Source organism: Brachybacterium sp. GCM10030268, assembly GCF_042666305.1.
In the GTDB taxonomy this organism is placed as follows: Bacteria; Actinomycetota; Actinomycetes; order Actinomycetales; family Dermabacteraceae; genus Brachybacterium.
Map to the genome: position 1 here is coordinate 1 of NZ_JBHTCW010000018.1, position 24,000 is coordinate 24,000.

Here is a 24,000-nt window from a genome sequence, read left to right on the forward strand (position 1 = left end):
TCGCCACCCGCTACGACAAACACGCCATCACCTACCGCGCCAGCGTCGTCCTCTGCGCCGTCATCGCCTGGCTACGCAAATAGGAGACATGCCCTAGGCGCTATATGGACCTAGCTGTGCACATGCTGGCTCCATGTCGGCGCCGGTTAGGATGAGCCCGTGCAGTCCTACGTCGGGCGGCGCCGACGCCGCCGTGTGCGGTTCCTGGCGCAGGCTCGGGCGGGTGGCCCGGGCTGAGGCCGCCGCGTCAGGCCTGCGGCGCCGTCATCGAGAGCACGTCGAGGGCCGCGTCGAGCTGCTCATCGGTGAGCTCGCCGCGCTCGACGAAGCCCAGCGCGATCGTGGCCTCGCGCACGGAGACCCGCTCCGCCACGGCGTGCTTGGCGATCTTCGCGGCGCTCTCGTAGCCGATCAGCTTGTTCAGCGGCGTCACGATGGAGGGGGAGGCCTCGGCGTAGAACCGGGCCTTCTCCTCGTTGGCGACGAGCCCGTCGACGGTCTTGTCCGCCAGCACCCGCGAGGCGTTGGAGAGCAGACGGATCGACTCCAGCAGGCTGGTGCCCATCAGCGGGATCTGGACGTTCAGCTCGAAAGAGCCCTGGGCGCCACCCCAGGCGATGGCTGCATCGTTGCCGACGATGCGGGCGCTGACCATCAGCACGGCTTCGGGGATCACCGGGTTGACCTTCCCCGGCATGATCGAGGAGCCGGGCTGGAGGTCCGGCAGTGCGATCTCGCCGAGCCCGGTGTTGGGGCCCGAACCCATCCAGCGCAGATCGTTGCAGATCTTGGTCAGCGAGACGGCGATGGTGCGCAGCGCACCGGACATCTCCACCAGGCCGTCGCGGGCCGACTGCGCCTCGAAGTGGTTGCGGGCCTCGGTCAGCGGGAGCCCGGTCTGCTCGGCGAGGTTGGCGATGACCTTCTGCGGGAATCCCGCAGGGGTGTTGATCCCGGTGCCCACGGCGGTGCCGCCCTGTGGGACCTCGGCGGTGCGGGGCAGGGCGGCCTCGACGCGCTCGATGCCGTAGCGGATCGCGGCCGCATACCCCCCGAACTCCTGGCCGAGGGTGACCGGGGTGGCGTCCATCAGGTGGGTGCGGCCGGACTTCACGACCGCCTTCCAGGCCTCGGCCTTGGTCTCCAGCGACTCGGCGAGGTGGTCCAGCGCCGGCAGCAGCTGCTTGGCGACGCCTTCGGTGACGGCCACGTGCACGGAGGTGGGGAAGACGTCGTTGGAGGACTGCGAGGCGTTGACGTGATCGTTGGGGTGGACCTCGGGGCCGCCGTCGCTGGCCAGGGTCGCGAGCACCTCGTTCATGTTCATGTTCGAGCTGGTGCCGGAGCCGGTCTGGTAGGTGTCCACGGGGAACTGGCCGTCGTGATCGCCGGCGATGACCTCATCCGCGGCGGCCACGATCGCATCGGCGATATCCCCCGCCAGGACTCCCAGGTCCTTGTTCGCGCGCGCCGCCGCCTTCTTCACCTGGGCGAGGGCGTGGATGTGCGCGTTCTCCAGCCCCTGCCCGGAGATCGGGAAGTTCTGGACGGCGCGCTGGGTCTGCGCACGGTACAGGGCCGAGGCGGGCACCCGGACCTCACCCATGGTGTCGTGCTCGATGCGGTAGTCGTCCTGGTCACTGGCCGGCGTGGTCTGGGACATGGAGAGGCCTCCCTCAGTCTGTTCGTACGATCGAGCTGTCGGACGATCGAATCGGGTCGTGCGGTTGCTATGGGGCCGACGGGGAATTGCGGTCCCCGGCGATGGGTGTCCGAGCGCGGGCGGAGCTCAGCTCAGCTCATGGCTCCACGGCGGATCCGCGCCGGGCCGCGAGACGGTGATGGCGGCGAGCCTTGAGGCGCGCCGCAGCACGGCGGCGACGTCGTCGGAGGGCAGCCACGCCAGTCCTTCGCGGCGATCGGCGCCCAGCAGCGACTTGTCGGCGAGCGCATCGAGGATGCCGGCGGCGAAGGTGTCCCCGGCGCCGACGGTGTCGACCGCCTCGGTGACCACGGGGGAGACCTGCACGCGACCGCCGTCGGTGAATCCGACTGCGCTCTCGCCGCCGCGGGTCATGACGGTCAGCCCTGGGCCCAGATCGCGCCAGGAGGCGACCACGTCCTCGACGTCCTCGGTGTCGTACAGCCAGGTCACGTCCTCGTCGGAGGCTTTGACGATGTCGCTGAGAGCGATGTTCGCCTCGACTCTCTCGCGCACCGCCACCGGATCGCCCATGAGGGTCGGCCGGGCGTTGGGGTCGTAGCTGATGGTCGAGCGCTCGCGGGCGCGGCGCAGGACATCCGTGACGGTCGCGGCACCGGGATCCAGCACGGCGGCGATCGAGGAGGTGTGCACGGCGCCGACGTTCTCGGGCAGCCCGGCCGGGTCGGGGTCCCACGCCAGATCGAAGGTGTAGGTGGCGGACCCGTTCGCATCCAGCACGGCCTCAGCAGTCGAGGTGGGCCCCTCGAGCGAGCTCGCCGGGGTCAGCTCGACCCGGGACTCGGCGAGATGGGCGCGGATGGCGTCGCCTCGAGCATCGTTGCCGATGTGGGTGAGCAGATGGGTGGTGTGGCCGAGGCGGCTCAGCGCGACGGCCACGTTCATGGGGGAACCGCCGGGATGCTCACGACGGGCGCCGTCGGCGCCGACAACGATGTCAGTGAGTGCTTCTCCGACGATGAGGAATCTCGCGGTCACCGCTCGATCATCGCAGGTTTCCGGGGCCAGGGCGAACCCGATGGGCCGCCGCCGTGGCGGAGAGCGTGCGGGAGAGCGGTACGGGCGCGCGAGGCGTCGGCCGTGGAGGCGCGGTGCGGGACAATGGGGCCATGCACGTGCCCCCCGATGAGACGACCGACGCTCAGCCTGCCGCGCCGGAGAACCAGGACCCGCCTGCGCAGCCGAAATCGGCGTATCAACTGCCCACGAAGCAGAACACGGTTCTGCGCAACATGGTGTGGGCTCTCAGCTTGACGGTCGCCGTGGTGGTCATTGTCGGGATCGCGTTCTTCGGCGTGGGCAGCGATCTCGATCGCGAACCGCTGGAGAACTCCGAGGTCGACGTCGCCTCGAGCGCCCAGCGTGCGCAGGCCGAGGCCGGCTTCCCGGTCGCTGCGCCGGCGCTCGGCCAGGGATGGACCGAACGCTCGGCGCGGTTCACCGGTGGCGAGAACGCGCGCTGGCAGGTGCAGTACTCCTCGCCGGAGGGAGCCCTGATGACGTTGACCGAGGAAGCCGAGGTCAGCGCGCCCATGCTCTCCTCCGCGCTTCCCGGTGCCGTGGTCGAGGAGGAGCTCAGCATCGGCGGGGCCGGCTGTCAGGTCCTCCGCGGTGGCGAGGGGGACGCCACTGAGCGGGGCATCGCCTGCCAGGGAGAGGACTTCGGAATCCTGGTGCATGGAGATGCCGACCCTGCCGAGCTGCGAACCCTCACCGAAGCCGCACTTGCCGACATGGAGCAGGGCACGGCTGCCTGACGCCGGGCCGGGGACGAAGCTCGTGGAGGGCGCCGCCATTCGACGACCTCCCCGCGTCCACGCTCACGCTGGCCGAGGCCGGAATGCCGGGCTCAGTCGTCCTTCCGCCGCGCGCTGACGGCCTCATCGAGGCGCTCGCGTGCCCCGTCGAGCCACTGCTGACAGCGTCGGGCGAGCATCTCGCCGCGCTCCCACAGCCCGATGGAGTCCTCGAGGCCGCCCTGACCGGATTCGAGGCGGCGCACGACCTCGACCAGCTGGTCGCGGGCGGCCTCGTAGGACAGCTCGGCGATGTCGGCCGGAAGCTGCTGGTCCTCCTTGGGAGTGACCTCGGGGACGGTCTCCGCGGCCTGGTGATCGTCCGTGCTCGCGGCGTCGGACGGGCCGGTGGGAGTCTCGGCAGGGGACTGGTTCATGGGCTTCCTTCACGGTCGGAGGGCACGGGATCAGGACGGCAGGGTCAGGGCGCCGGCGGCGTGTACGGGTCGTTCTCGGTGCGCTGGGCGCCGAAGCGTCCGCCGGCGACACGCACCGACACAGGCTCCCCGACGGCGACTGCTTCCGGGGAGCGCACGATGCTGCCATCGGCCGTCTGCGCCACCGCGTAGCCGCGCTCGAGAGTGGCCAGCGGACTGAGGGAGCGCACCTGCCGGCCGAGGTGGTCGATCTGGTCGGCGGCGCGGTCCAGTCGCGATCCCACCAGGGTGCGGGCCAGGGCGATCCGGGAACGGATCTCGTCGGCGCGCCCGGCCAGGATGGTCGAGGGATTCTCCAGCACGGGGCGCGAGCGCATCGCATCCAGCGCGGACTGCTCCCGCTCCAACCGGGCACGGATCGCGGAGCGCAGCCGGGTGCGTCCCAGGTTCAGCTGCTCCAGCTCCGCCTGGATGTCGGGGACCACGCGCTTGGCGGCATCGGTGGGAGTGGAGGCGCGCACGTCGGCCGCGAGATCGATCAGGGGCGTATCGACCTCGTGGCCGATCGCGGAGACGATCGGGGTGCTCGCGGTGGCGACCAGCCGGGTCAGCTGTTCGTCGGAGAAGGGCAGCAGGTCCTCGAGGGAGCCGCCCCCGCGCGAGAGGATGATGACGTCGACGTCCTCGCGCTCGTCGAGCTCGCGCAGCGCCGCGGAGACCTCCCGCACGGCCTTGGTGCCCTGCACCGCCACTTCCCGGATCTCGAACTGCACTGCCGGCCAGCGGCGCCGTGCATTGACCACCACGTCACGCTCGGCGGCGGACTCGCGGCCGCAGATCAGGCCCACCACGCGCGGCAGGAAGGGCAGTGACTGCTTGCGGGACGCGTCGAACAGGCCTTCTGCGGCCAGGATCCGCTTGAGCTGCTCGAGCCGGGCGAGCAGTTCTCCGAGCCCGACCGGCCGCATGTCGTCGGCCTCGAGCTGCAGGCTGCCGCGCTTGGTCCAGAACGTCGGCTTGGCATGGACGACGACGCGGGCACCGGCGACCGGCTCCATCGGCAGGGCACGCAGCACGTGTTCGCGGATCGGCACCGAGAAGGACATGTCCACGTCGATATCGCGCAGGGTCATGAAGCTCAGACCCGAGCCAGGACGCCGATTGAGCTGGACGATCTCGCCCTCGACCCACAGGGGGGACATCCGGGCGACGTACTCGCTCACCTTGACCGACAGCTGCCGCAGCGGCCAGGGGTTCTCCGCCGTGGTCAGCGCCGCGGTGGGAGCCAGGGCCGGCCGCGGCGCCGCGGCACCGCTCGCGCCGGGTTCGGAGGAGGTCTCGCTCATGGGCACCACTGTGGCACGAGGGTGGGACAGCGTGGGCCCCGCCGCCGGGCTCGGGGGATGCAGATGCCCTGGGGAGGAACGTTCCGGGGCGCACACGAGCGACGACCCTGCCGCAGCGGGATCGCGCCCCGAGGGGCGCCGCCCCGGACGCTCAGAGGTGACGTCCCGGGACCGGGTCTGTGCAGGGTTGGTGAGTCTTGCCCCACGTCCCTGCCGTGATCGGCTCCGCGCTCCTACGATGGGGGCGTGAGCAACGGAACCGTCCTTCTTGCCGAGCCGCGCGGCTACTGCGCCGGAGTCGACCGGGCTGTGGTCGCCGTCGAACGGGCCCTCGAGCACTACGACGAGACCGTCTACGTGCGCCACGAGATCGTCCACAACAAGTTCGTCGTGGATCGGCTGAAGGAGAAGGGCGCCGTCTTCGTCGAGGAGGTCGACGAGATCCCCGAGGGGTCGCTCGTGATCTTCTCCGCCCACGGGATCTCCCCGAAGGTTCGCGAGATGGCCGAGGAGCGCAATCTGCGCACCATCGACGCGACCTGCCCGCTGGTGACCAAGGTCCACAAGGAAGCGGTGCGCTTCGCCCGCGAGGACTACGACATCCTGCTGGTGGGCCACGACGGCCACGAGGAGGTCGAGGGCACGGCGGGGGAGGCCCCGGAGCACGTCCAGGTCGTCAATTCGCCCGACGACGTCGGCGACGTGACGGTGCGCGACCCCGAGAAGGTCGTGTGGCTCTCGCAGACCACCCTCAGCGTGGACGAGACCATGGAGACCGTGAACAGGCTCCGCGAGCGCTTCCCGGCGCTGCAGGCCCCGCCCAGCGACGACATCTGCTACGCCACCCAGAACCGGCAGGTCGCGGTCAAGAACCTCGCGCCCCAGGCCGATCTGGTCCTGGTCGTCGGCTCCCCGAACTCCTCGAACTCGGTGCGTCTAATGGAGGTGGCGCTGGAGGCCGGCGCCAAGGCCTCCCATCGCATCGACTCGGTCGCCGAGCTGCGCGACGAGTGGTTCGAGGGGATCGAGACCGTGGGCGTGACCTCCGGTGCCTCCGTGCCCGAGATCCTGGTCCAGCAGCTGCTCGGCGAGCTCGCCGAGCGCGGTTTCGGAGATGTCGAGCCCGTGCGGACCGCGACGGAGGACCTCATGTTCTCCCTGCCCCGTGAGCTGCGCCAGTCGATGAAGGCCAGCGGTGAGACCGACCGCCGCCAGCGTCCCTCGGGTCGCCACGCCACGGCCGAATCCTGATCATCATCGAGTCCTGAGCGCCGAGCCGCGGGGCACCTGCCCTCCAAGCTGACGCAGCCGCGAAAAACGTTCCCGCGGGAACGTCTCGACGGAGTGCAGCGTTCCCGCGGGAACGCGCGATACATGGATCAGCCGGCGCGATCCTCGCGATCGGGGGACTGGGCGCGGGCCTCTGCCGGGCGCGCGAGATCTGCGATATCGGCGTCATCGAGCGTGCGGGCTCGCCGCGTGAGCTGATCGACCTCGTCGATCTCCGTACCACTGAGCCCCAGGTCCTCGAACCGGCGCGCCGTGACCATGACCCGTGACTGCAGCGAGCCCACCGCCTCGTTGAACGCCGCGACCGATGAGTCCAGTGACCGGCCCACCTTGCCCAGATGGCCGACGAACGTGCCGAGCCGGTGGTGCAGTTCGCGCCCGGCCTCGAGCACTGTGCGCGCATCCCGATTGAGGGCATCGGTGCGCCACGTGTGCGCGACGGTGCGCAGCAGCGCCACCAGAGTCGCCGGCGAGGCGACGACGACGTCCTTGGCGAAAGCGTGCTCGAGCAGATCCGGGTCCGTCTCCAGGGCCGCCGCGAGCACACCGTCGCTGGGTACGAACAGCACCGTGAACTCCGGAGTGTCCCCGAGCGCCTTCCAATAGGCCTTGCCCGAGATGACCCCGACGTGGTGACGCAGCGCCTTGGCGTGCGCCCGGCGGCGTGCCGCGGCGCGATCCGGGTCGGTCTCGCCGGTCGCATCGAGGTAGGCGTCCATCGGTGCCTTGGCGTCGACCACCACGTGCCTGTCGCCGGCCAGATGCACGACCAGATCCGGCCGCTGCCCCTTGTCCCCGTCGGCCCTCGTGCCGGCGAGCTGCTCACTGAAGTCGACGTGCTCGAGCATGCCGGCGGCCTCGACGATCCGTCGCAGCTGCACCTCGCCCCAGCGGCCTCGCGCCGTGGGTGCCCGCAGCGCCGCGGTGAGGGCGCTGGTTCCGGTCTCCAGCGACTGCGCGCGCTGTGCGAGCTGGTCGAGATGGGAGCGCAGCGCCCCCTCGGCCTCCATGCGCGCCGCCTCGGACCGTGCCAGGGAGCGCTCCAGGTGCGAGAGCGTGGCGGTGATGGGGGCGAGGGTGCGCTGCAGCTCCGCCTCGCGCTCCTCCTCCGCCGCGTCGCGACGGGCCACGTCGCGCTCGAAGCGTTCGTCGGCCAGGCGCAGCAGCTGACCGGAGGCCTCGGCCTCGGCGCGCTGCTGCTCACCGGCGACGCGGGCGCGCTCGCGCAGCAGCAGCCAGGTGGCGAGGGCTCCGACCGCCGCGCCCAGCAGGAATCCCAGCAGGAGCATCTGTGTACCGCTCATGGGCCCAGCACACCACGGGGGTGCGACGGACGAGCGCCGCCACGCGCCGTCAGCTCACGAGGACTCAGACGGGGCGAGACTCCCTGACCGTCTCGGAGCCGTCGAGCAGCCAGTCACCGCTGTCCTTGATCAGGAGGAAGTCGTAGACGGCCTCATAGCTGCCGGTGGAGTCGGTCATCACCTCGGTGATGCGGACCTCAGCGCGGTCGCCGTCGATCGTGGTCTCGCCGATCTCTGTCTCGAAGGTCAGATCTTCCTCCTGGATGCGCTCCGACCAGCTGGAGCATGTGTAGTCCTCGCCCCGGAAGTCCTCGGTGGAGACCGCTTCGAAGGTTTCGCAGTCCCGAGCGTCCCAGGCATCCAGGTATTGCTGGACGACGTCCTCCGGCGTCTCGCGCAGCGCGAAGAACCACACGCCGCCGACCACTGCGACGAGCGCGGTCACCAGCGCGAGAAGAGCGCAGCACCCGCCGATGATCCACGGCAGCTTGCTGCGGGATGCGGGCCGTCCAGGTCCGGGGGAGGGGTAGGTCGCCATGTCCTCACGGTAATCGCGCAACAGGGCTCCGCAGGCCGAATCGGGGGCAGGCGGCGAGAACGACCTCGCTCGGTCGGGGCCACGCTGCACGTCGACGGGAGCGTGCATTGACGTCTCGTTCTCACCGCGAGTAGTTTCTCCAATGTTCAATCAGTTGCGAGGTCTGACGGTGGCAATCCGCCGGCCGACGGACGCCCTGCGGGCGCGGGAAGGAATGGTCATGTCGCGAATCGTCATCCTGGGAGGCACCGGTTACGCCGGAGGGCACCTCGCCGCAGAGGCCGCCGAGCGCGGGCACGACGTGCTCGCCGTCAGCCGCACCGCACCGTCCGATCCCCTCGAGGGCGTCGAGTACCGCACCGGGGACGTACGCGAGGAGTCCTTCATCGCGAGCATCCTGGAGGACGCCGACGTCGTCGTCTCCGCTCTCTCACCGCGTGGGGATATGGCCGAGCCCGGCACGCTGCGCGGCATCGAGAAGACCGTCGCCCGCCTCGCGCAGGAGAAGGGCGTCCGCTTCGGCGTCATCGGCGGGGCCGGCTCCCTGCTGGTCGCCGAGGGGGGTCCGAAGTTCGTGGACTCGCCCGACTTCCCGCTCGAGGTCAAGGACGAGCCGCGCGAGCTCGACAGCGTGCTCGAAGACCTCAAGGCGGCCGACGAGGATCTGGACTGGTTCTTCATCAGCCCGCCTGCCGAGTTCGGCTCTTTCGCGCCGGGCGAGGCCACACGCAGCTACCGCCTCGGCGGCGAGGTGCTGATGAGGGACGAGGACGGGCGCTCCTTCATCTCGGGCCAGGATCTCGCGCTGGCGATCGTCGACGAGATCGAGAAGCCTGCGCACCGCCGGGGACACTTCACCGTCGCCTACTGAGCGGGGATCGTGGCGCTGCCCGGCCGGGAGTGCTGGGACGCTGCCGGGAACCATGCGACCCGGTGCACGCCAGAGCTCCCGGCCGTGACCGCGCCGAGCGCGGCTGCCTGATCTGAGAGCAGTGGCTCACCGCTGGGAACCGTGACGATGCTGCGGTGGCACGTAGAATCTCCTCCCGTGGCTCTCACTATCGGAATCGTCGGACTGCCCAACGTCGGCAAGTCCACCCTGTTCAACGCCCTGACCCGCGCCGAGGTCCTCGCCGCGAACTACCCGTTCGCGACCATCGACCCCAACGTCGGCATGGTCCCGCTGCCGGACCCTCGGCTCGGCCGTCTCGCCGAGATGTACGACAGCGAGAAGGTGGTCCCCGCGACCGTCTCCTTCGTGGATATCGCCGGCATCGTCAAGGGCGCCAGCGAAGGGGAGGGCCTGGGCAACAAGTTCCTGGCCAACATCCGCGAGGCCGAGGCCATCTGCCAGGTCACCCGCGCCTTCTCCGATCCCGACGTGACCCGCGTGCCCGGAAGCGTCGACGCCTCCGGTGACATGGAGATCATCACCACCGAGCTGATCCTCGCCGACCTCCAGACGATTGAGAACTCGCTGCAGCGCCTGGAGAAGGACACCAAGCGCGGCGTGATCGAGCCGACCGTGCTGGAGAACGTCACCAAGGCCAAGGCACTGCTGGAGACCGGCAAGACCCTCTACCAGGGCGCCGACGCCGCCGGCATCGACGTCGCCGAGCTGCGCGAGCTGCAGCTGATGACCGCCAAGCCCTTCATCTACGTCTTCAACACCGACGAGGACGGGCTGGCAGACACCGAGATGCAGGAGCGGCTGCGCGCGCTCGTGGCCCCCGCCGAGGCGATCTTCCTCGACGCCAAGTTCGAGGCCGAGCTGATCGAGCTCGACGCCGAGGAAGCCGCCGAGATGCTCGAATCCACCGGCCAGGAGGAATCCGGTCTGGACCAGCTCGCACGCGTCGGCTTCGACACCCTGGGCCTGCAGACCTACCTCACCGCCGGCCCCAAGGAAGCGCGCGCCTGGACGATCCCCAAGGGCGCGACCGCCCCGCAGGCCGCCGGCGTCATCCACACCGACTTCGAGCGCGGCTTCATCAAGGCCGAGATCGTCTCGTTCGACCAGCTCATGGAGGCCGGCTCGATGAGCGAGGCCAAGGCCAAGGGCTGGGTGCGCATGGAGGGCAAGGACTACGTCATGCGTGACGGGGACGTGGTGGAGTTCCGGTTTAACGTGTGAGCTGAGCTGATCCTGCCGGGCCCCGTCGATCTTCGTGATCGGCGGGGCCTTCGCTGTCCGGAGTGTGTGGAGCGGGTGCGGGCGCGACGGAATCGGATCGGAATTGTCGGGCGCGCGGTTCAGCGTCGGGACGAGAGTGGATGGCGAAGGGAGCAACCATGATCGAGATCCTCAATCGGCTGGTCGATGAGATCGAAAGTCGTATCGGCGACGACATCGACATCGATGTGCTCGCTGTGTCGATGGGCACGACGGGTTATCACGCCCGACGAATGTTCTCGTCGTTGGCGGGTATGCCCGTGTCCGAGTACGTGCGTCGACGGCGGATGACCGTCGCGGCGGCGGACCTGATCGGTGACGAGGACCTGCTGACGATCGCGGTGCGCTACGGGTACGGATCCATCGAAGCCTTCGGGCGCGCGTTCCGTTCCGTGCACGGCGTGAGCCACGGCGACGTGCGTCGTGATGGTGGCCCCCTTCGAAGCCAACCCACGCTCAGGTTTCGCCTGACTGTCGAAGGGAGCGTCCCCATGGATGCCCGAATCATCGAACGACCTGCTTTCCGCCTCGTCGGCCACGCCACACGCGTGCCGCTGATCCACGAGGGCGTCAATACACACATCCAGCAGCACATCGCGTCGTTGCCCGTCTCGGAGCACCAGCGACTCAAGGACATCGGCAGCACGGAGCCGAGTGGGATCCTCCAGGTGACCGCTGACGTCGACCCCGACTACCGCGAAGGAAGTGAGCTCACCTACGTGCACGGGGTCGCAGTCGAAGGAGGGACGGAGACTCCGAGCGACCTCGATGCGATCGATCTCGAGACGGGGGAGTGGGTTGTGTTCCGTACATCGGGACCGCACCCCGCGGCGTTACAGGACGCTTACGCTGCCTCGGCGTCGGAGTGGTTCCCATCGAATCCGTGGCGGCTGCGCCCGGGGCCGTCGATCGTGTCGATCCTCGAGCACGCTGACGACTTCAGCACAGCAACCTGCGAGCTGTGGCTCCCGATCGAACGGGGCTGACTCCAGCCCTCCGGTCCGGACCGGGCTCGGACCGGGCCGGAGGGCTTACGTTATTCGACGACGGAACGCGGTGGAGTTCCGCTTCAACGTGTGACTAGTGCCCGTCGACGGACACAGCGCTGGTCGTTTCGGCACGAGGCGGCTGGGGCGGTATCCGTATCAGGCGCGTGCCACAGTGCCTGGTGCGCTCACTGCGGTGGCGCTATCATGCCTGATATCAGAGGAGGTGATCGCTGATGCCATCCATCATCGTTCGTGGGCTCGACGACGCAGTGAAGCAGCGGCTCGCCACGCAGGCGAAGGAGCACGGTCGTTCCATGGAGGCGGAGGTTCGCGACATCCTGACGAAGGCGGCTCGACGGCCGCACATCGGGATGGCGCTGCTGTCAGCTGCGCAGGACGTTGGCGGAGTCGAAGACCTGCAGGTCCCCGCGCGTGACGACGCAGCGCGGGCGGTGGACTTCGAGTGATTGTTCTCGACACGAACGTCATCTCAGAGATCTTCCGGCCGTCGCCGGAGGCGCATGTGGTGGATTGGCTCGCGTCGTTGACGGGTGATGTCGCGATCACGTCCGTCACGCTCGCGGAGCTGTTGGCGGGTGTCCGGCGACTCCCCGACGGTCGACGCAAAGATGAGTTGACGAGGCGCGTCGAAGCCGCTCTCGAGCCGTATCGAGGGAGTCGCTCGGTGCTGCCGTTCGACGACCCGGCGGCCGACCGCTATGCCGAAGTGCTCGTGGCTCGGGAGAGCGTGGGGGCACCTATCAGCACGGCCAACGCGCAGATCGCCGCGATCTGCCTCGCGCAAGGAGCGATCTGTGCGACGCGCAATGTGAAGGACTTCGCGTACACCGGCGTCGAGCTGGTCGACCCGTGGGTCGTGAAGGGGTGACGCCGGATGGTGTGGCGTATCTCCGCCCGCTTCGATACGACGATGCGACTCCCGTTTATGTCGCGTTCGCCTCGAACACCGATATGCAGCGTCAAGGGGATGATCTCAGGGCTTCCCGGCGTCGGGAAGAGCGTGGCTGAGATCCTCGCGGCGCGTACGGGTTCGGTGCACCTGTCCGTCGATGTGGTCGAAGAGTCTGTCCTCGCCGGTGGCCTTGCGCGGGGCTGGCGCGTCGGAGTCGCCGCGTACGAGGCGGTCGGCACGATGGCGTCGATGCGGTCAACGACAGCGAGGAGGCGCGGCTGAATCGCCCTGGCTTCCGTTCCGCTCTCTACACGGGGGTCGTCGAGGGCTCCGGGGTTCAACGTCGTCGGCCCACCGGTTATCTCAACGCGGTATGCCCTGCGAAGGAGTCGAGGGCCTCGGTCCTCTGGGAATGAGAGCGAGGAGCCCTGCGGCCGCGTGGCAGGCGATTGCGAACCACAGGAGGGCGACCCATCTGGTGGGGCGCATGACCGTCATGCCGCCGATCTCGCGGTCGTTGACCTCGTCCCAACCTGACCAGGTCATGAAGCTCTCCTGCGCACCCAGCCACGCGGCGGCGAGGACGAGAACGAGTACCGCGAGTGCCGCCGGCACGGCCCCGGCGGCCCGGTCCGCGACGCCTCGGCCGGGGCGGACCCACGTGACCGCGCCCGCGGCCACGGTGAGAACGATGCTCGCGTACACGAGGAACGACACTGGATGCGCCGGGTCGGAGAGGACTCCGTAGGGGTGCCAGTCTGGGGTGTTGCCGCCGCCGTCGCCCTCGACCGACACGAGCGGCATGCCCGACGCGACGACGATCGCCAGGAAGGCGAGCGACAGGAGCACTGTGCGCAGAATCCCGATCCTCATGCCAACCATTCTCCGCCCTGGCCAGCGTATGACCCCTGCACACGCCTGACCCGAGGCCTGCGCACGACGGTGCGGTCGCTGCCACGGCACGAGACCGCTGTACCGGCAGTGGAATGATGTGAGCATGGCTGAACCGAAGAAGCAGTCTGAGTTCGTCGATGGATACCTCATCAAGTATCACGCGGACGGAGCGTCGCGCTGGTCGAGGGGGAAGGTCGACGGCGATGTACCGGTCGGGTACTGGGAGTGGTACCGGAAGGACGGGACGCTCAAGCGTTCAGGGCATTTCGACGCCGGCGAGCCCGTCGGCGAATGGATCACCTATGACCAGAAGGGTGAACCGTACAAGGTCACGGATCGTGGACCCGGACAGTCCTGAATGTGCCCGTGTGCACGTGCATCCGGGATCGCGGCAGATCGGAGAGCTCCCAGATGTCGCAGTGGAGCCTGGCCGGAGAGCGCCCGGCAACGGTCTGCGCGGGCGATCGGCGGCGCGGGTTCAGATCTGCACATCGAGGACGCGCCTGGACGACGCGCCTCACGAGTCAGAAGATCCGGCGAACCTCCTGCGGCCAGCCGCATGCCTCGGCCAGCTTGCCCGCCCACAGCTTTGCCGCAGTGTCGTCGGCCACGTCCACGATGGTCAGTCCGCCCAGGCGCGCATCCTGCGCGGGGTATGGGCCGTCGGTGATCACGAGGGTCCCGCCCGTGTCGTCCGCGCTGAAGGCGTTGTCGAGGTTCTCGTCGACGCCGCCCGCGACCACGTAGACGCCAGCGCGCTTCATCTCCTCGACGACGTCATGGGCCCGCCGGCCGCGCTCGGCTATCGACTCGGGGCTGTGCTCGCCCACCCACTGCTGGTTGAAGTAGATGATGTACTGCGTCATGTCGGCTCCTCGAGGGCGTGCCGGAGGGCGTCCGCCGGGCCTACCCTCGTCGGTGCCGGCAGAGTCTCCAGCGGTCATAGTCGGACGTGCACGTTCGTGTTCTGCGCCAGCCGCTTTCGCGCAGAATACCGCTGCGTATCGAAGCTGCCGCGACGGCATCAGGCCATGGTTCGAGAGTCAGGCCGTGACTGGGAACGAAGCCGGCCTCATCCGCGACGATCTCGCGCTCGACCATGGGGCGGGAGGCAGCGCGACCGATGCGCCATGGTGGCGCCTATCGCGTTCGGTCACCCGGGCCGACAATGGGTTCCGCCGAGCTCCTCGGGCAGAAGATCGGCGATCTCGTCCAGGTACGCGAACCCGGCCTCGACCTCGGCCGGACCGAACGAGTGCTTCTGCTCGAACCACGTCATCAGCACATCGCCCTCGAACCGGATCGGCAGCCCGCGCTCGCGCACCGCCGTGCGCACCTCCGCCGAGAGGACCCGCTGCGCCAACGCGTCGTCGCCCCGCGGCCGGACATCTCGCGCGGTCGGAGTCACCTGCAGCGTCGCCACCTCGCGAGCCAGCTGGAGCGTGAAGACCCGGTAGTGGCGCCGGTACGTCCGGCGCTCGCCGACGGTCATCGGCGTCGGGACGTAGAGCAGGCAGACGGCCTGGCGACCACGGAATGAGCCGTGCAGCATCTCCCGCGAGATGCGGCCGCGAGCCGTCTGACTGAAGGGGAACCCGGTGAACCGATCCGCGAAGCCGGTCTCCTCGGCCTCATAAGTCCACCCCCACCGCTCGGCGAGGTCGTGCAGGGCCGTGTCCGAATCCTGGAGGAGCGCACTCTCGCGACGCCGGCCGCGCGTCATGAGCAGCACGGCAGCCGCCACGATGGCGACGAAGACAAAGGCGAAGAGGATCGGCACGAGAAGCTCCATCGGAGGGCACCCTACCTATCCGCCCGGTCCCGGACTCCCCGCGGACTGCTCCGTCTCCGGCGCAGATCACCAGCCGCGGGGCCTCGCGGCCCGGGTCACTGTCACCGGCAGGTGCTCGAGCCGGCGTGCGATGCCCGGCTTCCAGCGCAGCTGGTCGGCGTCGGTGGCGAGGCTCAGGTCCTCGAACCGCGTCAGCAGCGTCCGGAAGGCCAGGTCGGCCTCCGCACGCGCCAGCGACGCCCCCAGGCAGTAGTGGATCCCGGTGCCGAACGCGAGATGGGGATTGTCTTCACGGGCGAGGTCGGTGCTACCGGCCGCCTCGACGCGGCGCGGATCCCGGTTGGCCGTCGCGTAGACGATCTGCACTGCGTCGCCGGCGGGGATCCTCACGCCGCCGACCTCGACATCGCGCCTGGCGTAGCGCATCGGTGCGATCTCTGCCGGGCCGGCGACCCGCAGCATCTCCTCGACGGCGACTGGCACCTGGTCGAGGTCGCCTCGCAGGCGCCGCTGCTCCTCCGGCCGGGTCAGCAGAAGCAGCAGGCCCTCGCTGAGCACGCTCACCGTCGTCTCGTGCCCGGCCAGCAACAACGTCAGCGACAGCGAGATCAGCTCGCGGTCGCTGAGCCGGTCGCCGTCGGACTCCCGCACCTCGATCAGCGCGCTGAGCAGAGCGTCATCGGAGTGCGTGCGCTTGCGCTCGATCAGCTCGGACATGTAGGCGACCAGGCCGCGGGCGCTGTCGGCGATCACGGTCGGGTCCGGCGCCGTCAGGCCCGACGACCATTGCTGCCAGCGCGGGGCGTCCTCGTCCGGCACACCGAGCAGCTCGCAGATCACTCGGACCGGCAGGGGCAGGGCGAAGCGGTCGATGACGTCGAACGGCTCGTCCGGGAAGTCGTCGACCAGCTCATCGATGATGGTCTGGATACGGGGTCGCAGGGACTCCACCCGCCGGACGGTGAACGCTCGCGAGACCAGGCGCCGCAAACGGGCGTGGTCCGGGGGATCATAAGCGCCGAGGGTCTCCGTCATGTACGGCGCGACGTCATCGGGCAAGCCGGCAGCCGCTGCCACGTCCACCGTGTCCTGCCGGGTGTTGATGTCGTTGCTGAACGATGCAGGGTCCTTCAGCACGGCTGTCGCCTCGTCGTAACCGGTGACCAGCCAGACGTGCGACTGGTCGAAGTAAAACGCGCGGCGGACCGGCGGCTCGGTGCCGATCTCGGCCCAGAACGCGTCGCGGTCCCGTGTGGTGAGCAGGTCGGACAGATGCAGGTCGGTCATCACGGTCCTTTCTCCACGCCTGCGGGCGGCGTGGTCCTCGCCGACGGAGGCGGCCAGGTGGGGGAGCGGTCGTCGTCGGGTGCGGGCGGATCGGACGTTGCAGTGCCGGTCAGGGCGTCCCAGGCCTGCAGGGCGTCGTCGTCGGTGAAAACGCCACGGGTGAGCATCTCGACCATCGCGTGCGAGTAGCGCACGGTGGCGTCCGGGGAGTGCAGGTCGTCGACGCCGAAGGCGCGCGCGAGGTGATCGCCGAACACCAGGGGTGCCAGCAGCCAGCTCACGTAGACGGCAGCCCGGGCCCGCGGGTCCGAGCTCGGCTGCGCCCAGCCGGCGCTTTCTCCGGTGGCCAGTTCGGCCGCGGTCACCTCGACGATCTCGTCGAACAGCGTGTTGGCCCCGGCCGTGCCGTCGATGAGGGTGCGGGCGAGGTAGCGGCGCAGCCCGGTCGCGCCCTGCAGATTGGCCGCCAGTCGGCCGACGTCGCTGAGCTGGCTCTCACGGCCGGCGCTCCCGCGGATGGTCTCGATGACGTACGCGTCGCATGCGGCGCGGAGCCCGTCGCGGGAGCCGAAGTGGTGCAGCACCAGCGCCGGGGAGACGTCCGCGTCGGCGGCGATGGCGCGGATCGTCGCGCGGGCCACGCCCTCGGTGCCGAAGCGCTCGAGGGCGGCATCGCGGATTCGGGCGCGGGCCGTGAGGTCTGAACGCATGATCAGCATGCTAAACAAATGTTCAGTCGCGATGGAAGGGATGGGATGAGAAATTGCTGCCGTCCTCGCGGGTCAGGGTGTCGAGCGCGGCCCGGTCCATGCTGACTAGCGGATGCGAGCTGTGGCGTTCGAGGTGAGAGCGTCGAGCGCCGACATGTCGGCGGCCGAGAGGCGGACGTCGGCGGCGGCGATGTTCTCGGTCAGATGCTCGATGCTTCCGGTGCCCGGGATGAGCAGGGTGTTCGGGGCGTGTGCGAGCACCCATGCGAGGCTGACCTGCGCGGATGTGACACCGATGCGAGCGGCGATCTCCTTCACCACGGGATGCTCGGTGGGCGAGGGGATGTGGTCGAGCGCCGATCCGAGCGGAGCGAACGGCACCCAGGCGATGTCGTGCCTCCGGCACATCTCCAGAAGCGCCTCGTCCCGGCGGTCGAGGACGCTGTAGAGGTTCTGGACGCACACGATCCCCGCCGTCAGCGCGGCCTGCAACTGGGCGGCGCTGACGTTGCTGAGGCCGATGGCGCCGATCTTCCCCTCATCGCGGAGGGCCACGAGCTCGGCGAGCTGGTCATCGAGCGGCACGCCGCCACCACCCTCGTCCACGAACCCGGGCCCGGCGTCCATGCGGCGCAGGTTCACCACGGTGATGCGCTCGGTGCCGAGCTCACGCAGATCATCTTCGACGCCGCTGCGCAGTTCGTGCGGACGCTGCGCCGGTACCGTCGTCGGGGTGTGGCCGGCGTCGAAGCGGGCGCCTACTTTGCTGACCAGTGCGAGGTCGCTCGGGTACGGCGCGAGCGCCGAGCGGATGAGCCGGTTGACCCTGCCGTTGCCGTAGAACGATGCGGTGTCGATGTGGTTGACGCCGAGTTCCGCGGCGCGGCGCAGGATGGCGTGCGCCGTGGCCTCATCTGCGTGCGCCAGCTGCATCGCTCCGTATCCGATGCGCGCGACGGGGTGGTCGCCCAGGTTCGTCGTACCTCCAGGTGTCGGCTGGACTGCTTCTGGCTCTTGTCTCACGATGCTTCCTTTCCACAGGTGCAGGTCGGCCCTCACGAGGGTTCTCTCCGTGCCACCGCACGCCGTTGCGTGACCGTCGGATCCGTCGGGAGGACTGATTCGGCTCACGGTCTCCCGGCCTCGAGGATCCGGGCGGTGTATGGATTCAGCTCGATCGGTCGGTCGTCTCCGATGATCACGGTGCCGCCGAGGTAGGCCAGTCGGCGGCCGATCACGTAGTTGGGTTCGAGGGCGAAGGTCATCCCGGGTTCGAGGCGCATGTCGGCGCTCATGGTCGGGCTGTGGTCGGGCTCTGAGGGGTACGCGTCGGCGGCTGCCATGAGGCGGCTGGTCTCGCGAGGGAACCCACCTGCCGCGATCATCGGGTTCAGAGTGTGGATGCTGGGTCCGAACTCCCATCCCCCCGCGTCGGCGTACGGCGCCCGGAGGTCCTCCACCGCCTCGCCGAAGCTGCGGCCGGGACGCAGCGCCTCCAGCGCGGCGTCATAGACCGCTCTGGCGACGTCGGCGGCGCGGAGCAGGTCCGGCTGCGGTTCACCGATGCTGATGGTGACCTGGTGCTGGCTGTGCCGGCCACCGACGTTGCTGAACACCTCCGCGGAGATGATGTCGCCCTCGGCCAGGGTGCGCGGCGTCTGAGGTCGGTAGCTCCACGGAGGGAGCCCGGAGGCCAGCGGGTCGGGGCCTGACCAGAAATGCATGGCCGCGGGTGTGGTGCCCCGGGCATAGCCGGCTGCCATGCCCGCCGCGTACACCTCGCTCTCCGGCACACCGACCGCAGCAGTCTCGACCATGGCTCGCGCCATCGCATCGCCGATCTCGGCCGAGCGGCGCACGACGGCGATCTCCTCGGCACCCAGCGGCAGGATCAGTCGGGACACCGCCATCCCCACGGGTGTGAACTCGATGTCGGGGAACTCGCGGAGCAGCGGGTTCCACAGGCCGTACGGGATGATCCCCTCGGGATGCCACGGCGGGTAGAGCTCGAGCCCGATGACGCCGATCCTCGCTCGAGCGAGTCCGAGTTCGTGGAGAGTGCGGGCGACCACTGTGGAGTCCCGGGGCATCCGCAGATTCTCCGGCGGTACCCACATCGCCTCGCCCCGGCGTGCGGATTCGCGGTGGTCCTTGGTGAACATCTCCATGGGAAGCAGCACGATCGGGTCGCCATCGCGGGCGAGGATCACCGTCGTGCCCGCGCGAGCGTTGGTGATCCACGCGTCGTAGGCGAACGGTGCGGGCCCGGCATCCTCGTGCTCGCCGACGACGAGCATCGCGTCGAACCCTTCGCGGCGCATGAAGGCACGCAGCAGGTCCCAGCGACGGGTGCGCTCGGCCATCGAATAGGTCGGCACGGGGGAGTCACTCATCATCGATCCCGTCAGAGCTCGTGGAGTCGTCGTCACCACGGGACGACGCCGTTGCGGTCGCGGTAGGCCCGATTGGGTCCGGGGGAGGCGACGGCGAGCTCGACGATGGCGTCGGTGCCCTCGGTGACCGTCTGGCTGCCCTGGTGATGATTGAGGTCGGTCGCGGTGAAGCCGGGATCGGCCATGTTGAACCGGACGTCGGGGATGCCATTTGCGTACTGCACGGTCAGCATGTTCAGCGCCGACTTCGAGACGGGATACAGCAGGTGGCCCACCTGGGCTTCGAGGCGGGAAGGATCTGTCGCGACCGTCAGCGACCCCGCGCCGCTGCTCACCATCACCACCCGCGGGTCCTCCGCGGCTCGCAGCAGGGGGAGGAACGCATGGGTGACGCGGACCGGCCCGAGCACGTTGACCCGGAAGACCGGGATCAGGTGCTGCGGCAGGGTGGTCTCCGGGGTGAGGAGATCGTCCAGCGGGCCGACGCTCTCGCCGGTGATACCCGCGTTGTTGATCAGGACGTCCAGACGATCGGTGTGCGCGCCGAGGGCCGTGACGGCGGCTTCCACGGACTCGTCGGAGGTGACGTCGAGGGGGATGAAGGTGACGTCGGCCCCGCCGGTGGCGAGGGCGTCGGCGGCCGCTCGGCCGCGTGCCTCGTCCCGTGCGCCGAGGAAGACTCGCCAGCCGAACTCGCCGAGGCGCCGGGCCGTCTCGTAGCCCAGGCCCTTGTTGGCGCCGGTGATCAGAACTGTGGTGGCGTGATGGGTTGATGTATCCGGTGTGGTGTTCATGCCTCGACTGTGCTCGCCGGCTGTCATGTCATCCAGGCACGCCTGAGAGTAGGAGCGCCGATACCACCATCGCGGGTCCGGGCCCGGGCCCGGCGCGGAATGTGGGTGCGAGACTGAGCCGATGGACCGTGCCGAACTCGCCAAGATCCTCACCTCAGCCCGGGCCCGCCTCCGCCCGCAGGACGTCGGGCTCCCGGCCGGCCCCAGGCGACGGGTCACCGGGTTGCGGCGCGAGGAAGTGGCGCAGCTCGCCGGCCTGAGCGTCGAATACGTGGTGCGTCTCGAACAGGGGCGCGCATCCCGCCCGTCGGACCAGGTCCTGGAGTCACTCACCTCCGCCCTGCAGCTCGAGCGCGATGAGCGCGACCTGGTCTTCCGTCTCGCCGGCAGCGTTCCGCCGCTTGCCGGTCGGGTCGAGATGTCAGTGCGAGCGAGCGTGCTGCGACTGCTCCACCGCCTCACCGACCTCCCGGTGCTGGTGGTCTCGGCGAAGGGCGACGTGCTGGCCCAGAACGCGATGGGCTGCGCGTTGCTCGGGGATCTGCACCAGCCCGCCGAGGGCCGCGCCAACCTCATCTGGCAGCGTTTCCTCGGGACCACCGCCGCTCGCGTGGCGGTCACGCCGGACGAAGATGAGGAAACCGCCCGGCAGTTCGTCGGGCTTCTGCGGACCGCGTTGTCCAGATACCCGAACGATCCGGACCTCCGGGCCCTGACCGACGACCTCATCAGCGGCAGCGAACGGTTCTGGAGCATGTGGGAGGAAGGACGTGCGACCGTCCAGCGTTCATTGACGAAGACCGTCTCCCATCCACCCCTCGGCACGCTCGTCCTGGACTGCGAGACGCTGCTGCTGCCGGACACGGATCAATCGCTGATCGTCTTCTCTGCCGCGGCAGGAACCCACGAGGCCGATGCCCTCGACCAGCTGCGCGTGCGTTGCCTCGGCCGCGACGGCGATCCTTCGACAGATCCGGCCGTCGAAACGGTCCCGTCCCCGGACCAGAACGTCCGGGAGTGAATGGTCGAGACATTCTTCCCCGACTTCGCCGTGCCCCGGGCGTGGCGCGGTCTCAGCCACATAGGTCCACCCCTATTGCTCGGCGAGGCCGTCCAGGGCGGTGCCCGCGTCCTGGAGCAGAGTGGCCTCGCGGCGACGATTGCGCGTCGTGAGGAAGACGGTGGCCGCCACGATGGCGCGTCCACGAGGTGGTCCAGGCGATCGAGCCGCCAGTCTTCAGTGTCACCGAGGCTTATCTGCTGGACGCCCCGGAGCTGTCGCCGGCGCTGCTGTTCGACCGGCCCACCACCGAGACCGCCGGACACGTTGCTGCGTACGTCCACTCCGTCCACCAGGGCGAGCGCTACCGAATCGTCTCGCGGCTCAGAATCGACGGTGGCGGGAACCGCTCCGACGGAACGCATCGCGACGGCCTCCACCCCGGAATCCCGTCCGGGGACGTCGCGCAGGAAGACGCCATCAGTACGTCGATCGTCGGCGAAGACCACGCGGAGCGGTAACGCGACTCCGGCGTGATGGCACTCCGTGCCGGAACGCAGCGGCAGTATCAAACGGAACGACGCCCCACGCGGAGTCCCGCGGCGATCCCAGCATCGATGACGAACAGTGCGCACATCGCGACGGCGGCGGATCGGCGACCGTGCCGCGAGTACTCGCGGGCGAACGCGACGTGGAGCAGGCTTCGGGACGCGACGGCGCACCATCGCCGGGGTGAGGATCGGCCGGCGAGGATCGTGATGCCGAGGCCGAGGTCGGTGATGCCGAGCAGGCGCCGATGACCGGCGTCGGTATCGGCCAGACCGAGCCATCGCCCGCTCGTGAGCGGTGCGATCGTCAGCAGGCCGCCGAGGACTGTGGAGACGGCCCCGACTCCATCGGCGGCGACGGTGACGGTGGTGTTCGTGGACGGTGGCATGAGGGGACTCTACGGCCACCGCGACGAGAGGCGAGCGTCGGGACCCGGTAGAGATCGGGTGTGACGGTCAATAGTTCATACTTGTGGCTCGAGGGGCCTATGAACTCCTCCCGCGGGGATCACGTGACAAGGGGAAGAGGCGCCATGGTCGATCGGGAGAACGAGGTAGCCGGGGTCGGTGGTGATCTGGAAGCACCGGATCCCGGTGGGGCGTTCGACGACACGCTGCGCCAGCAGGATGCGGAGGCGATCTCCTTCGCTGCGGAATTCCTCAAGAAGGTCATACGTATCCGTGGAGTCCGAGTCGACCGTTCTTCGTTCTTGCGTCAGGAACTGCGTAAGCTTGGCCTCGACGGCGCGACCATCGACCGTGCCGTGGCAACTACACCGGTGCAAGCGGGTATCTCCATTGCTCAGCTCGACGAACTCGCCGGCGCGTTGATCTCTTTCGAGACGAACAAGGCCGCGACGTTATCGTTCGCCGCGGGAATTCCTGGTGGATTCACGATGCTTGCGACGGTCCCTGCCGATATCACCCAGTATTACGTGCATGCATTCCGTGTGATGCAGAAGCTGGCCTATTTCTATGGGTGGCAGAACTTCATCGCCGATCTCGACGAAATAGATGACGAGACCTTGGGCAAGCTGGCCGTGTTCCTGGGGGTCATGATGGGAGTCGGTGGCGCCTCGGCTTCGCTGACGACCTTTGCCGCGCAGGTGGCGCGTCCAGCGATCCAGAAGCAGCTCTCGCAGAGGGCGCTGACGAAGACTCTCTGGTACGGGCCCGTCAAGAGCACCCTCAAACTCATCGGCATCAAGATCACGAAGGACTCGTTCGCCAAGACCGTCACCAAGACGGTGCCGCTCGCAGGGGGTGTGATCTCGGGAGGCATGACTCTGGTCTCGCTGCGGAGCCAGGCCGCACGGCTCAAGCAGCACCTTCGCCAGTTACCACCTCCCGGTGTCGATGCCGCCGACTACAGGAGCGCGCTCTCGGCGGCGGAAAGCGCAGCGGAGCCGTCAACGGGGCGCCTCGCCGCGGCACGAGAGAGAATCGGAGGGGCCGCGGGAAACGCAGCTTCCGGCACATTGTCCGTCGTGCGAGGCGCCAGCAGCTCGGCCAATGCCGTGGGCGGAGTCGCGATGGATCGCGGCCGAAAGCTCCTCGGCAAGGGACGATATGCCGCGCGGGATGCCGAGCAGGCCGACGGTGCGGACGAGGTCAAGGGCCGGGCCCGTGAATCAGGTGAAGGACAGACGCACGGGTAGACCTGGCTCCGGTCCTGGCCGAACGGGTACGAGCCGCGTCGTACGGATCAGGCTCCCAGCGCCCGTTCCAAGGGGATGCGACCGTCCTGCCAGGGAAGGAAGATCCATGCCACGAGATACGCCCCGACGCCCAGCACGGGCAGCAGGAACGAGGCGAGCAGCAGCACTCGGACCAGCCACACATTGAGTCCGAACTTCTGGGCGAGGCCGCCTCCGATGCCCGCGACCATGCGCCGCGGACCGCGTCGGAAGCCGATGTTGCGAATGGTCTGGAAGATGCCGTCCATGCCGTCGAGGGTACGCATCACCGGTCGCCGACACAGGGGGGATGGCCGTCGGCTCTGATGGAGGAAACCCGGATGCTTCGCGGCCGGCGACACCTGACTTGATGCACGGTGATGTCGCTGGCGAGCTATCAACCCGTTGACCTGGAGGTTTGTGGGTCGAGGTGGGTGATTCGGGATACTAACGGGGT

At 68.9% G+C, this 24,000-nt stretch carries 27 protein-coding genes; 11 read left to right on the forward strand and 16 right to left on the reverse strand.

Annotation, left to right across the window (positions count from 1 at the left end; genetic code table 11):
* Positions 1 to 247: 247 nt before the first annotated feature.
* A complete protein-coding gene (locus ACFQRD_RS16280; RefSeq protein WP_377019478.1) occupies positions 248 to 1,663 on the reverse strand; it encodes a class II fumarate hydratase in 1,416 nt (471 codons plus the stop codon).
* Positions 1,664 to 1,789: 126 nt separating this feature from the next.
* Positions 1,790 to 2,701 carry a carbohydrate kinase gene (locus tag ACFQRD_RS16285; protein WP_377019477.1) on the reverse strand — a complete coding sequence of 304 codons (912 nt, stop codon included), beginning with the start codon at positions 2,699 to 2,701 and terminating at the stop codon, positions 1,790 to 1,792.
* Positions 2,702 to 2,832: 131 nt separating this feature from the next.
* Here ACFQRD_RS16285 and ACFQRD_RS16290 point away from each other — a divergent pair, with 131 nt between their 5' ends.
* Entirely contained in the window at positions 2,833 to 3,480 is a 648-nt protein-coding gene (locus ACFQRD_RS16290) for a DUF4245 family protein (protein ID WP_377019476.1), read from the forward strand.
* Between the two features lie 92 nt (positions 3,481 to 3,572).
* Here the strand turns inward: ACFQRD_RS16290 and ACFQRD_RS16295 are convergent, their stop codons facing one another.
* Complete coding sequence (locus tag ACFQRD_RS16295; RefSeq protein ID WP_377019475.1) at positions 3,573 to 3,896, reverse strand: exodeoxyribonuclease VII small subunit; 324 nt, start codon at positions 3,894 to 3,896, stop codon at positions 3,573 to 3,575.
* Between the two features lie 44 nt (positions 3,897 to 3,940).
* Positions 3,941 to 5,242: an exodeoxyribonuclease VII large subunit gene (gene xseA / locus ACFQRD_RS16300; protein WP_377019474.1), complete on the reverse strand. Its 1,302-nt coding sequence runs from the start codon at positions 5,240 to 5,242 to the stop codon at positions 3,941 to 3,943.
* Positions 5,243 to 5,488: 246 nt separating this feature from the next.
* Between xseA and ACFQRD_RS16305 the strand changes: the two genes are divergently transcribed.
* Positions 5,489 to 6,493, forward strand: a complete 1,005-nt coding sequence (locus tag ACFQRD_RS16305; RefSeq protein ID WP_377019473.1) for a 4-hydroxy-3-methylbut-2-enyl diphosphate reductase — start codon at positions 5,489 to 5,491, stop codon at positions 6,491 to 6,493.
* Positions 6,494 to 6,621: 128 nt separating this feature from the next.
* Here ACFQRD_RS16305 and ACFQRD_RS16310 read toward each other — a convergent pair whose 3' ends face one another.
* Both ACFQRD_RS16310 and ACFQRD_RS16315 read right to left on the reverse strand, forming a co-directional pair.
* Positions 6,622 to 7,836, reverse strand: coding sequence for a DNA recombination protein RmuC (locus tag ACFQRD_RS16310; RefSeq protein ID WP_377019472.1), 1,215 nt, complete (start codon positions 7,834 to 7,836; stop codon positions 6,622 to 6,624).
* A gap of 64 nt (positions 7,837 to 7,900) precedes the next feature.
* Positions 7,901 to 8,374: a hypothetical protein gene (locus tag ACFQRD_RS16315; RefSeq protein ID WP_377019471.1), complete on the reverse strand. Its 474-nt coding sequence runs from the start codon at positions 8,372 to 8,374 to the stop codon at positions 7,901 to 7,903.
* A gap of 220 nt (positions 8,375 to 8,594) precedes the next feature.
* On the opposite strand from ACFQRD_RS16315, the gene ACFQRD_RS16320 reads away from it, so the two are divergent.
* The 5 genes from ACFQRD_RS16320 to ACFQRD_RS16340 all read left to right on the forward strand — a co-directional run bounded on the left by ACFQRD_RS16320 (position 8,595) and on the right by ACFQRD_RS16340 (position 12,425).
* Positions 8,595 to 9,245, forward strand: a complete 651-nt coding sequence (locus ACFQRD_RS16320; RefSeq protein ID WP_377019469.1) for an NAD(P)-dependent oxidoreductase — start codon at positions 8,595 to 8,597, stop codon at positions 9,243 to 9,245.
* 177 nt (positions 9,246 to 9,422) lie between these two features.
* A complete protein-coding gene (ychF, locus tag ACFQRD_RS16325) occupies positions 9,423 to 10,508 on the forward strand; it encodes a redox-regulated ATPase YchF (RefSeq protein WP_377019467.1) in 1,086 nt (361 codons plus the stop codon).
* A gap of 158 nt (positions 10,509 to 10,666) precedes the next feature.
* Positions 10,667 to 11,533: a GyrI-like domain-containing protein gene (locus ACFQRD_RS16330; protein ID WP_377019466.1), complete on the forward strand. Its 867-nt coding sequence runs from the start codon at positions 10,667 to 10,669 to the stop codon at positions 11,531 to 11,533.
* A gap of 236 nt (positions 11,534 to 11,769) precedes the next feature.
* Positions 11,770 to 12,003: a toxin-antitoxin system gene (locus tag ACFQRD_RS16335; protein ID WP_377019464.1), complete on the forward strand. Its 234-nt coding sequence runs from the start codon at positions 11,770 to 11,772 to the stop codon at positions 12,001 to 12,003.
* Positions 12,000 to 12,425, forward strand: a complete 426-nt coding sequence (locus tag ACFQRD_RS16340) for a type II toxin-antitoxin system VapC family toxin (protein WP_377019463.1) — start codon at positions 12,000 to 12,002, stop codon at positions 12,423 to 12,425. The genes ACFQRD_RS16335 and ACFQRD_RS16340 overlap by 4 nt, the downstream gene beginning before the upstream one ends.
* A gap of 387 nt (positions 12,426 to 12,812) precedes the next feature.
* Here the strand turns inward: ACFQRD_RS16340 and ACFQRD_RS16345 are convergent, their stop codons facing one another.
* The gene (locus tag ACFQRD_RS16345; RefSeq protein WP_377019462.1) at positions 12,813 to 13,322 is read right to left on the reverse strand and encodes a hypothetical protein; all 510 of its coding nucleotides are present in this window, start codon (positions 13,320 to 13,322) and stop codon (positions 12,813 to 12,815) included.
* A gap of 124 nt (positions 13,323 to 13,446) precedes the next feature.
* Between ACFQRD_RS16345 and ACFQRD_RS16350 the strand changes: the two genes are divergently transcribed.
* Entirely contained in the window at positions 13,447 to 13,701 is a 255-nt protein-coding gene (locus ACFQRD_RS16350) for a hypothetical protein (RefSeq protein WP_377019461.1), read from the forward strand.
* 166 nt (positions 13,702 to 13,867) lie between these two features.
* Here ACFQRD_RS16350 and ACFQRD_RS16355 read toward each other — a convergent pair whose 3' ends face one another.
* The 7 genes from ACFQRD_RS16355 to ACFQRD_RS16385 all read right to left on the reverse strand — a co-directional run bounded on the left by ACFQRD_RS16355 (position 13,868) and on the right by ACFQRD_RS16385 (position 20,319).
* Entirely contained in the window at positions 13,868 to 14,209 is a 342-nt protein-coding gene (locus ACFQRD_RS16355; protein WP_377019460.1) for a YciI family protein, read from the reverse strand.
* Positions 14,210 to 14,496: 287 nt separating this feature from the next.
* Entirely contained in the window at positions 14,497 to 15,135 is a 639-nt protein-coding gene (locus tag ACFQRD_RS16360) for a hypothetical protein (protein WP_377019459.1), read from the reverse strand.
* Between the two features lie 66 nt (positions 15,136 to 15,201).
* Positions 15,202 to 16,422 carry a cytochrome P450 gene (locus tag ACFQRD_RS16365; RefSeq protein WP_377019457.1) on the reverse strand — a complete coding sequence of 407 codons (1,221 nt, stop codon included), beginning with the start codon at positions 16,420 to 16,422 and terminating at the stop codon, positions 15,202 to 15,204.
* Positions 16,422 to 17,132, reverse strand: a complete 711-nt coding sequence (locus ACFQRD_RS16370) for a TetR family transcriptional regulator (protein WP_377019456.1) — start codon at positions 17,130 to 17,132, stop codon at positions 16,422 to 16,424. The genes ACFQRD_RS16365 and ACFQRD_RS16370 overlap by 1 nt, the downstream gene beginning before the upstream one ends.
* A 105-nt stretch (positions 17,133 to 17,237) precedes the next feature.
* Entirely contained in the window at positions 17,238 to 18,155 is a 918-nt protein-coding gene (locus tag ACFQRD_RS16375) for an aldo/keto reductase (RefSeq protein ID WP_377019455.1), read from the reverse strand.
* Between the two features lie 104 nt (positions 18,156 to 18,259).
* Complete coding sequence (locus ACFQRD_RS16380) at positions 18,260 to 19,525, reverse strand: M24 family metallopeptidase (protein ID WP_377019454.1); 1,266 nt, start codon at positions 19,523 to 19,525, stop codon at positions 18,260 to 18,262.
* A 32-nt stretch (positions 19,526 to 19,557) separates the two neighbouring features.
* Positions 19,558 to 20,319, reverse strand: a complete 762-nt coding sequence (locus ACFQRD_RS16385) for an SDR family NAD(P)-dependent oxidoreductase (protein ID WP_377019453.1) — start codon at positions 20,317 to 20,319, stop codon at positions 19,558 to 19,560.
* A 121-nt stretch (positions 20,320 to 20,440) separates the two neighbouring features.
* Here ACFQRD_RS16385 and ACFQRD_RS16390 point away from each other — a divergent pair, with 121 nt between their 5' ends.
* Positions 20,441 to 21,340, forward strand: a complete 900-nt coding sequence (locus ACFQRD_RS16390) for a helix-turn-helix transcriptional regulator (RefSeq protein WP_377019452.1) — start codon at positions 20,441 to 20,443, stop codon at positions 21,338 to 21,340.
* A 188-nt stretch (positions 21,341 to 21,528) separates the two neighbouring features.
* Entirely contained in the window at positions 21,529 to 21,840 is a 312-nt protein-coding gene (locus tag ACFQRD_RS16395; RefSeq protein ID WP_377019450.1) for a hypothetical protein, read from the forward strand.
* A gap of 47 nt (positions 21,841 to 21,887) precedes the next feature.
* Here the strand turns inward: ACFQRD_RS16395 and ACFQRD_RS16400 are convergent, their stop codons facing one another.
* Positions 21,888 to 22,256 (reverse strand): hypothetical protein, encoded by a 369-nt coding sequence (locus tag ACFQRD_RS16400; RefSeq protein ID WP_377019449.1) that lies wholly within the window; start codon positions 22,254 to 22,256, stop codon positions 21,888 to 21,890.
* Between the two features lie 144 nt (positions 22,257 to 22,400).
* Here ACFQRD_RS16400 and ACFQRD_RS16405 point away from each other — a divergent pair, with 144 nt between their 5' ends.
* Positions 22,401 to 23,525 (forward strand): hypothetical protein, encoded by a 1,125-nt coding sequence (locus ACFQRD_RS16405; RefSeq protein ID WP_377804766.1) that lies wholly within the window; start codon positions 22,401 to 22,403, stop codon positions 23,523 to 23,525.
* Positions 23,526 to 23,572: 47 nt separating this feature from the next.
* Here the strand turns inward: ACFQRD_RS16405 and ACFQRD_RS16410 are convergent, their stop codons facing one another.
* On the reverse strand, positions 23,573 to 23,812 hold the full coding sequence (locus ACFQRD_RS16410; protein WP_377019447.1) for a PspC domain-containing protein: 240 nt from the start codon (positions 23,810 to 23,812) through the stop codon (positions 23,573 to 23,575).
* Positions 23,813 to 24,000 lie beyond the last annotated feature (188 nt).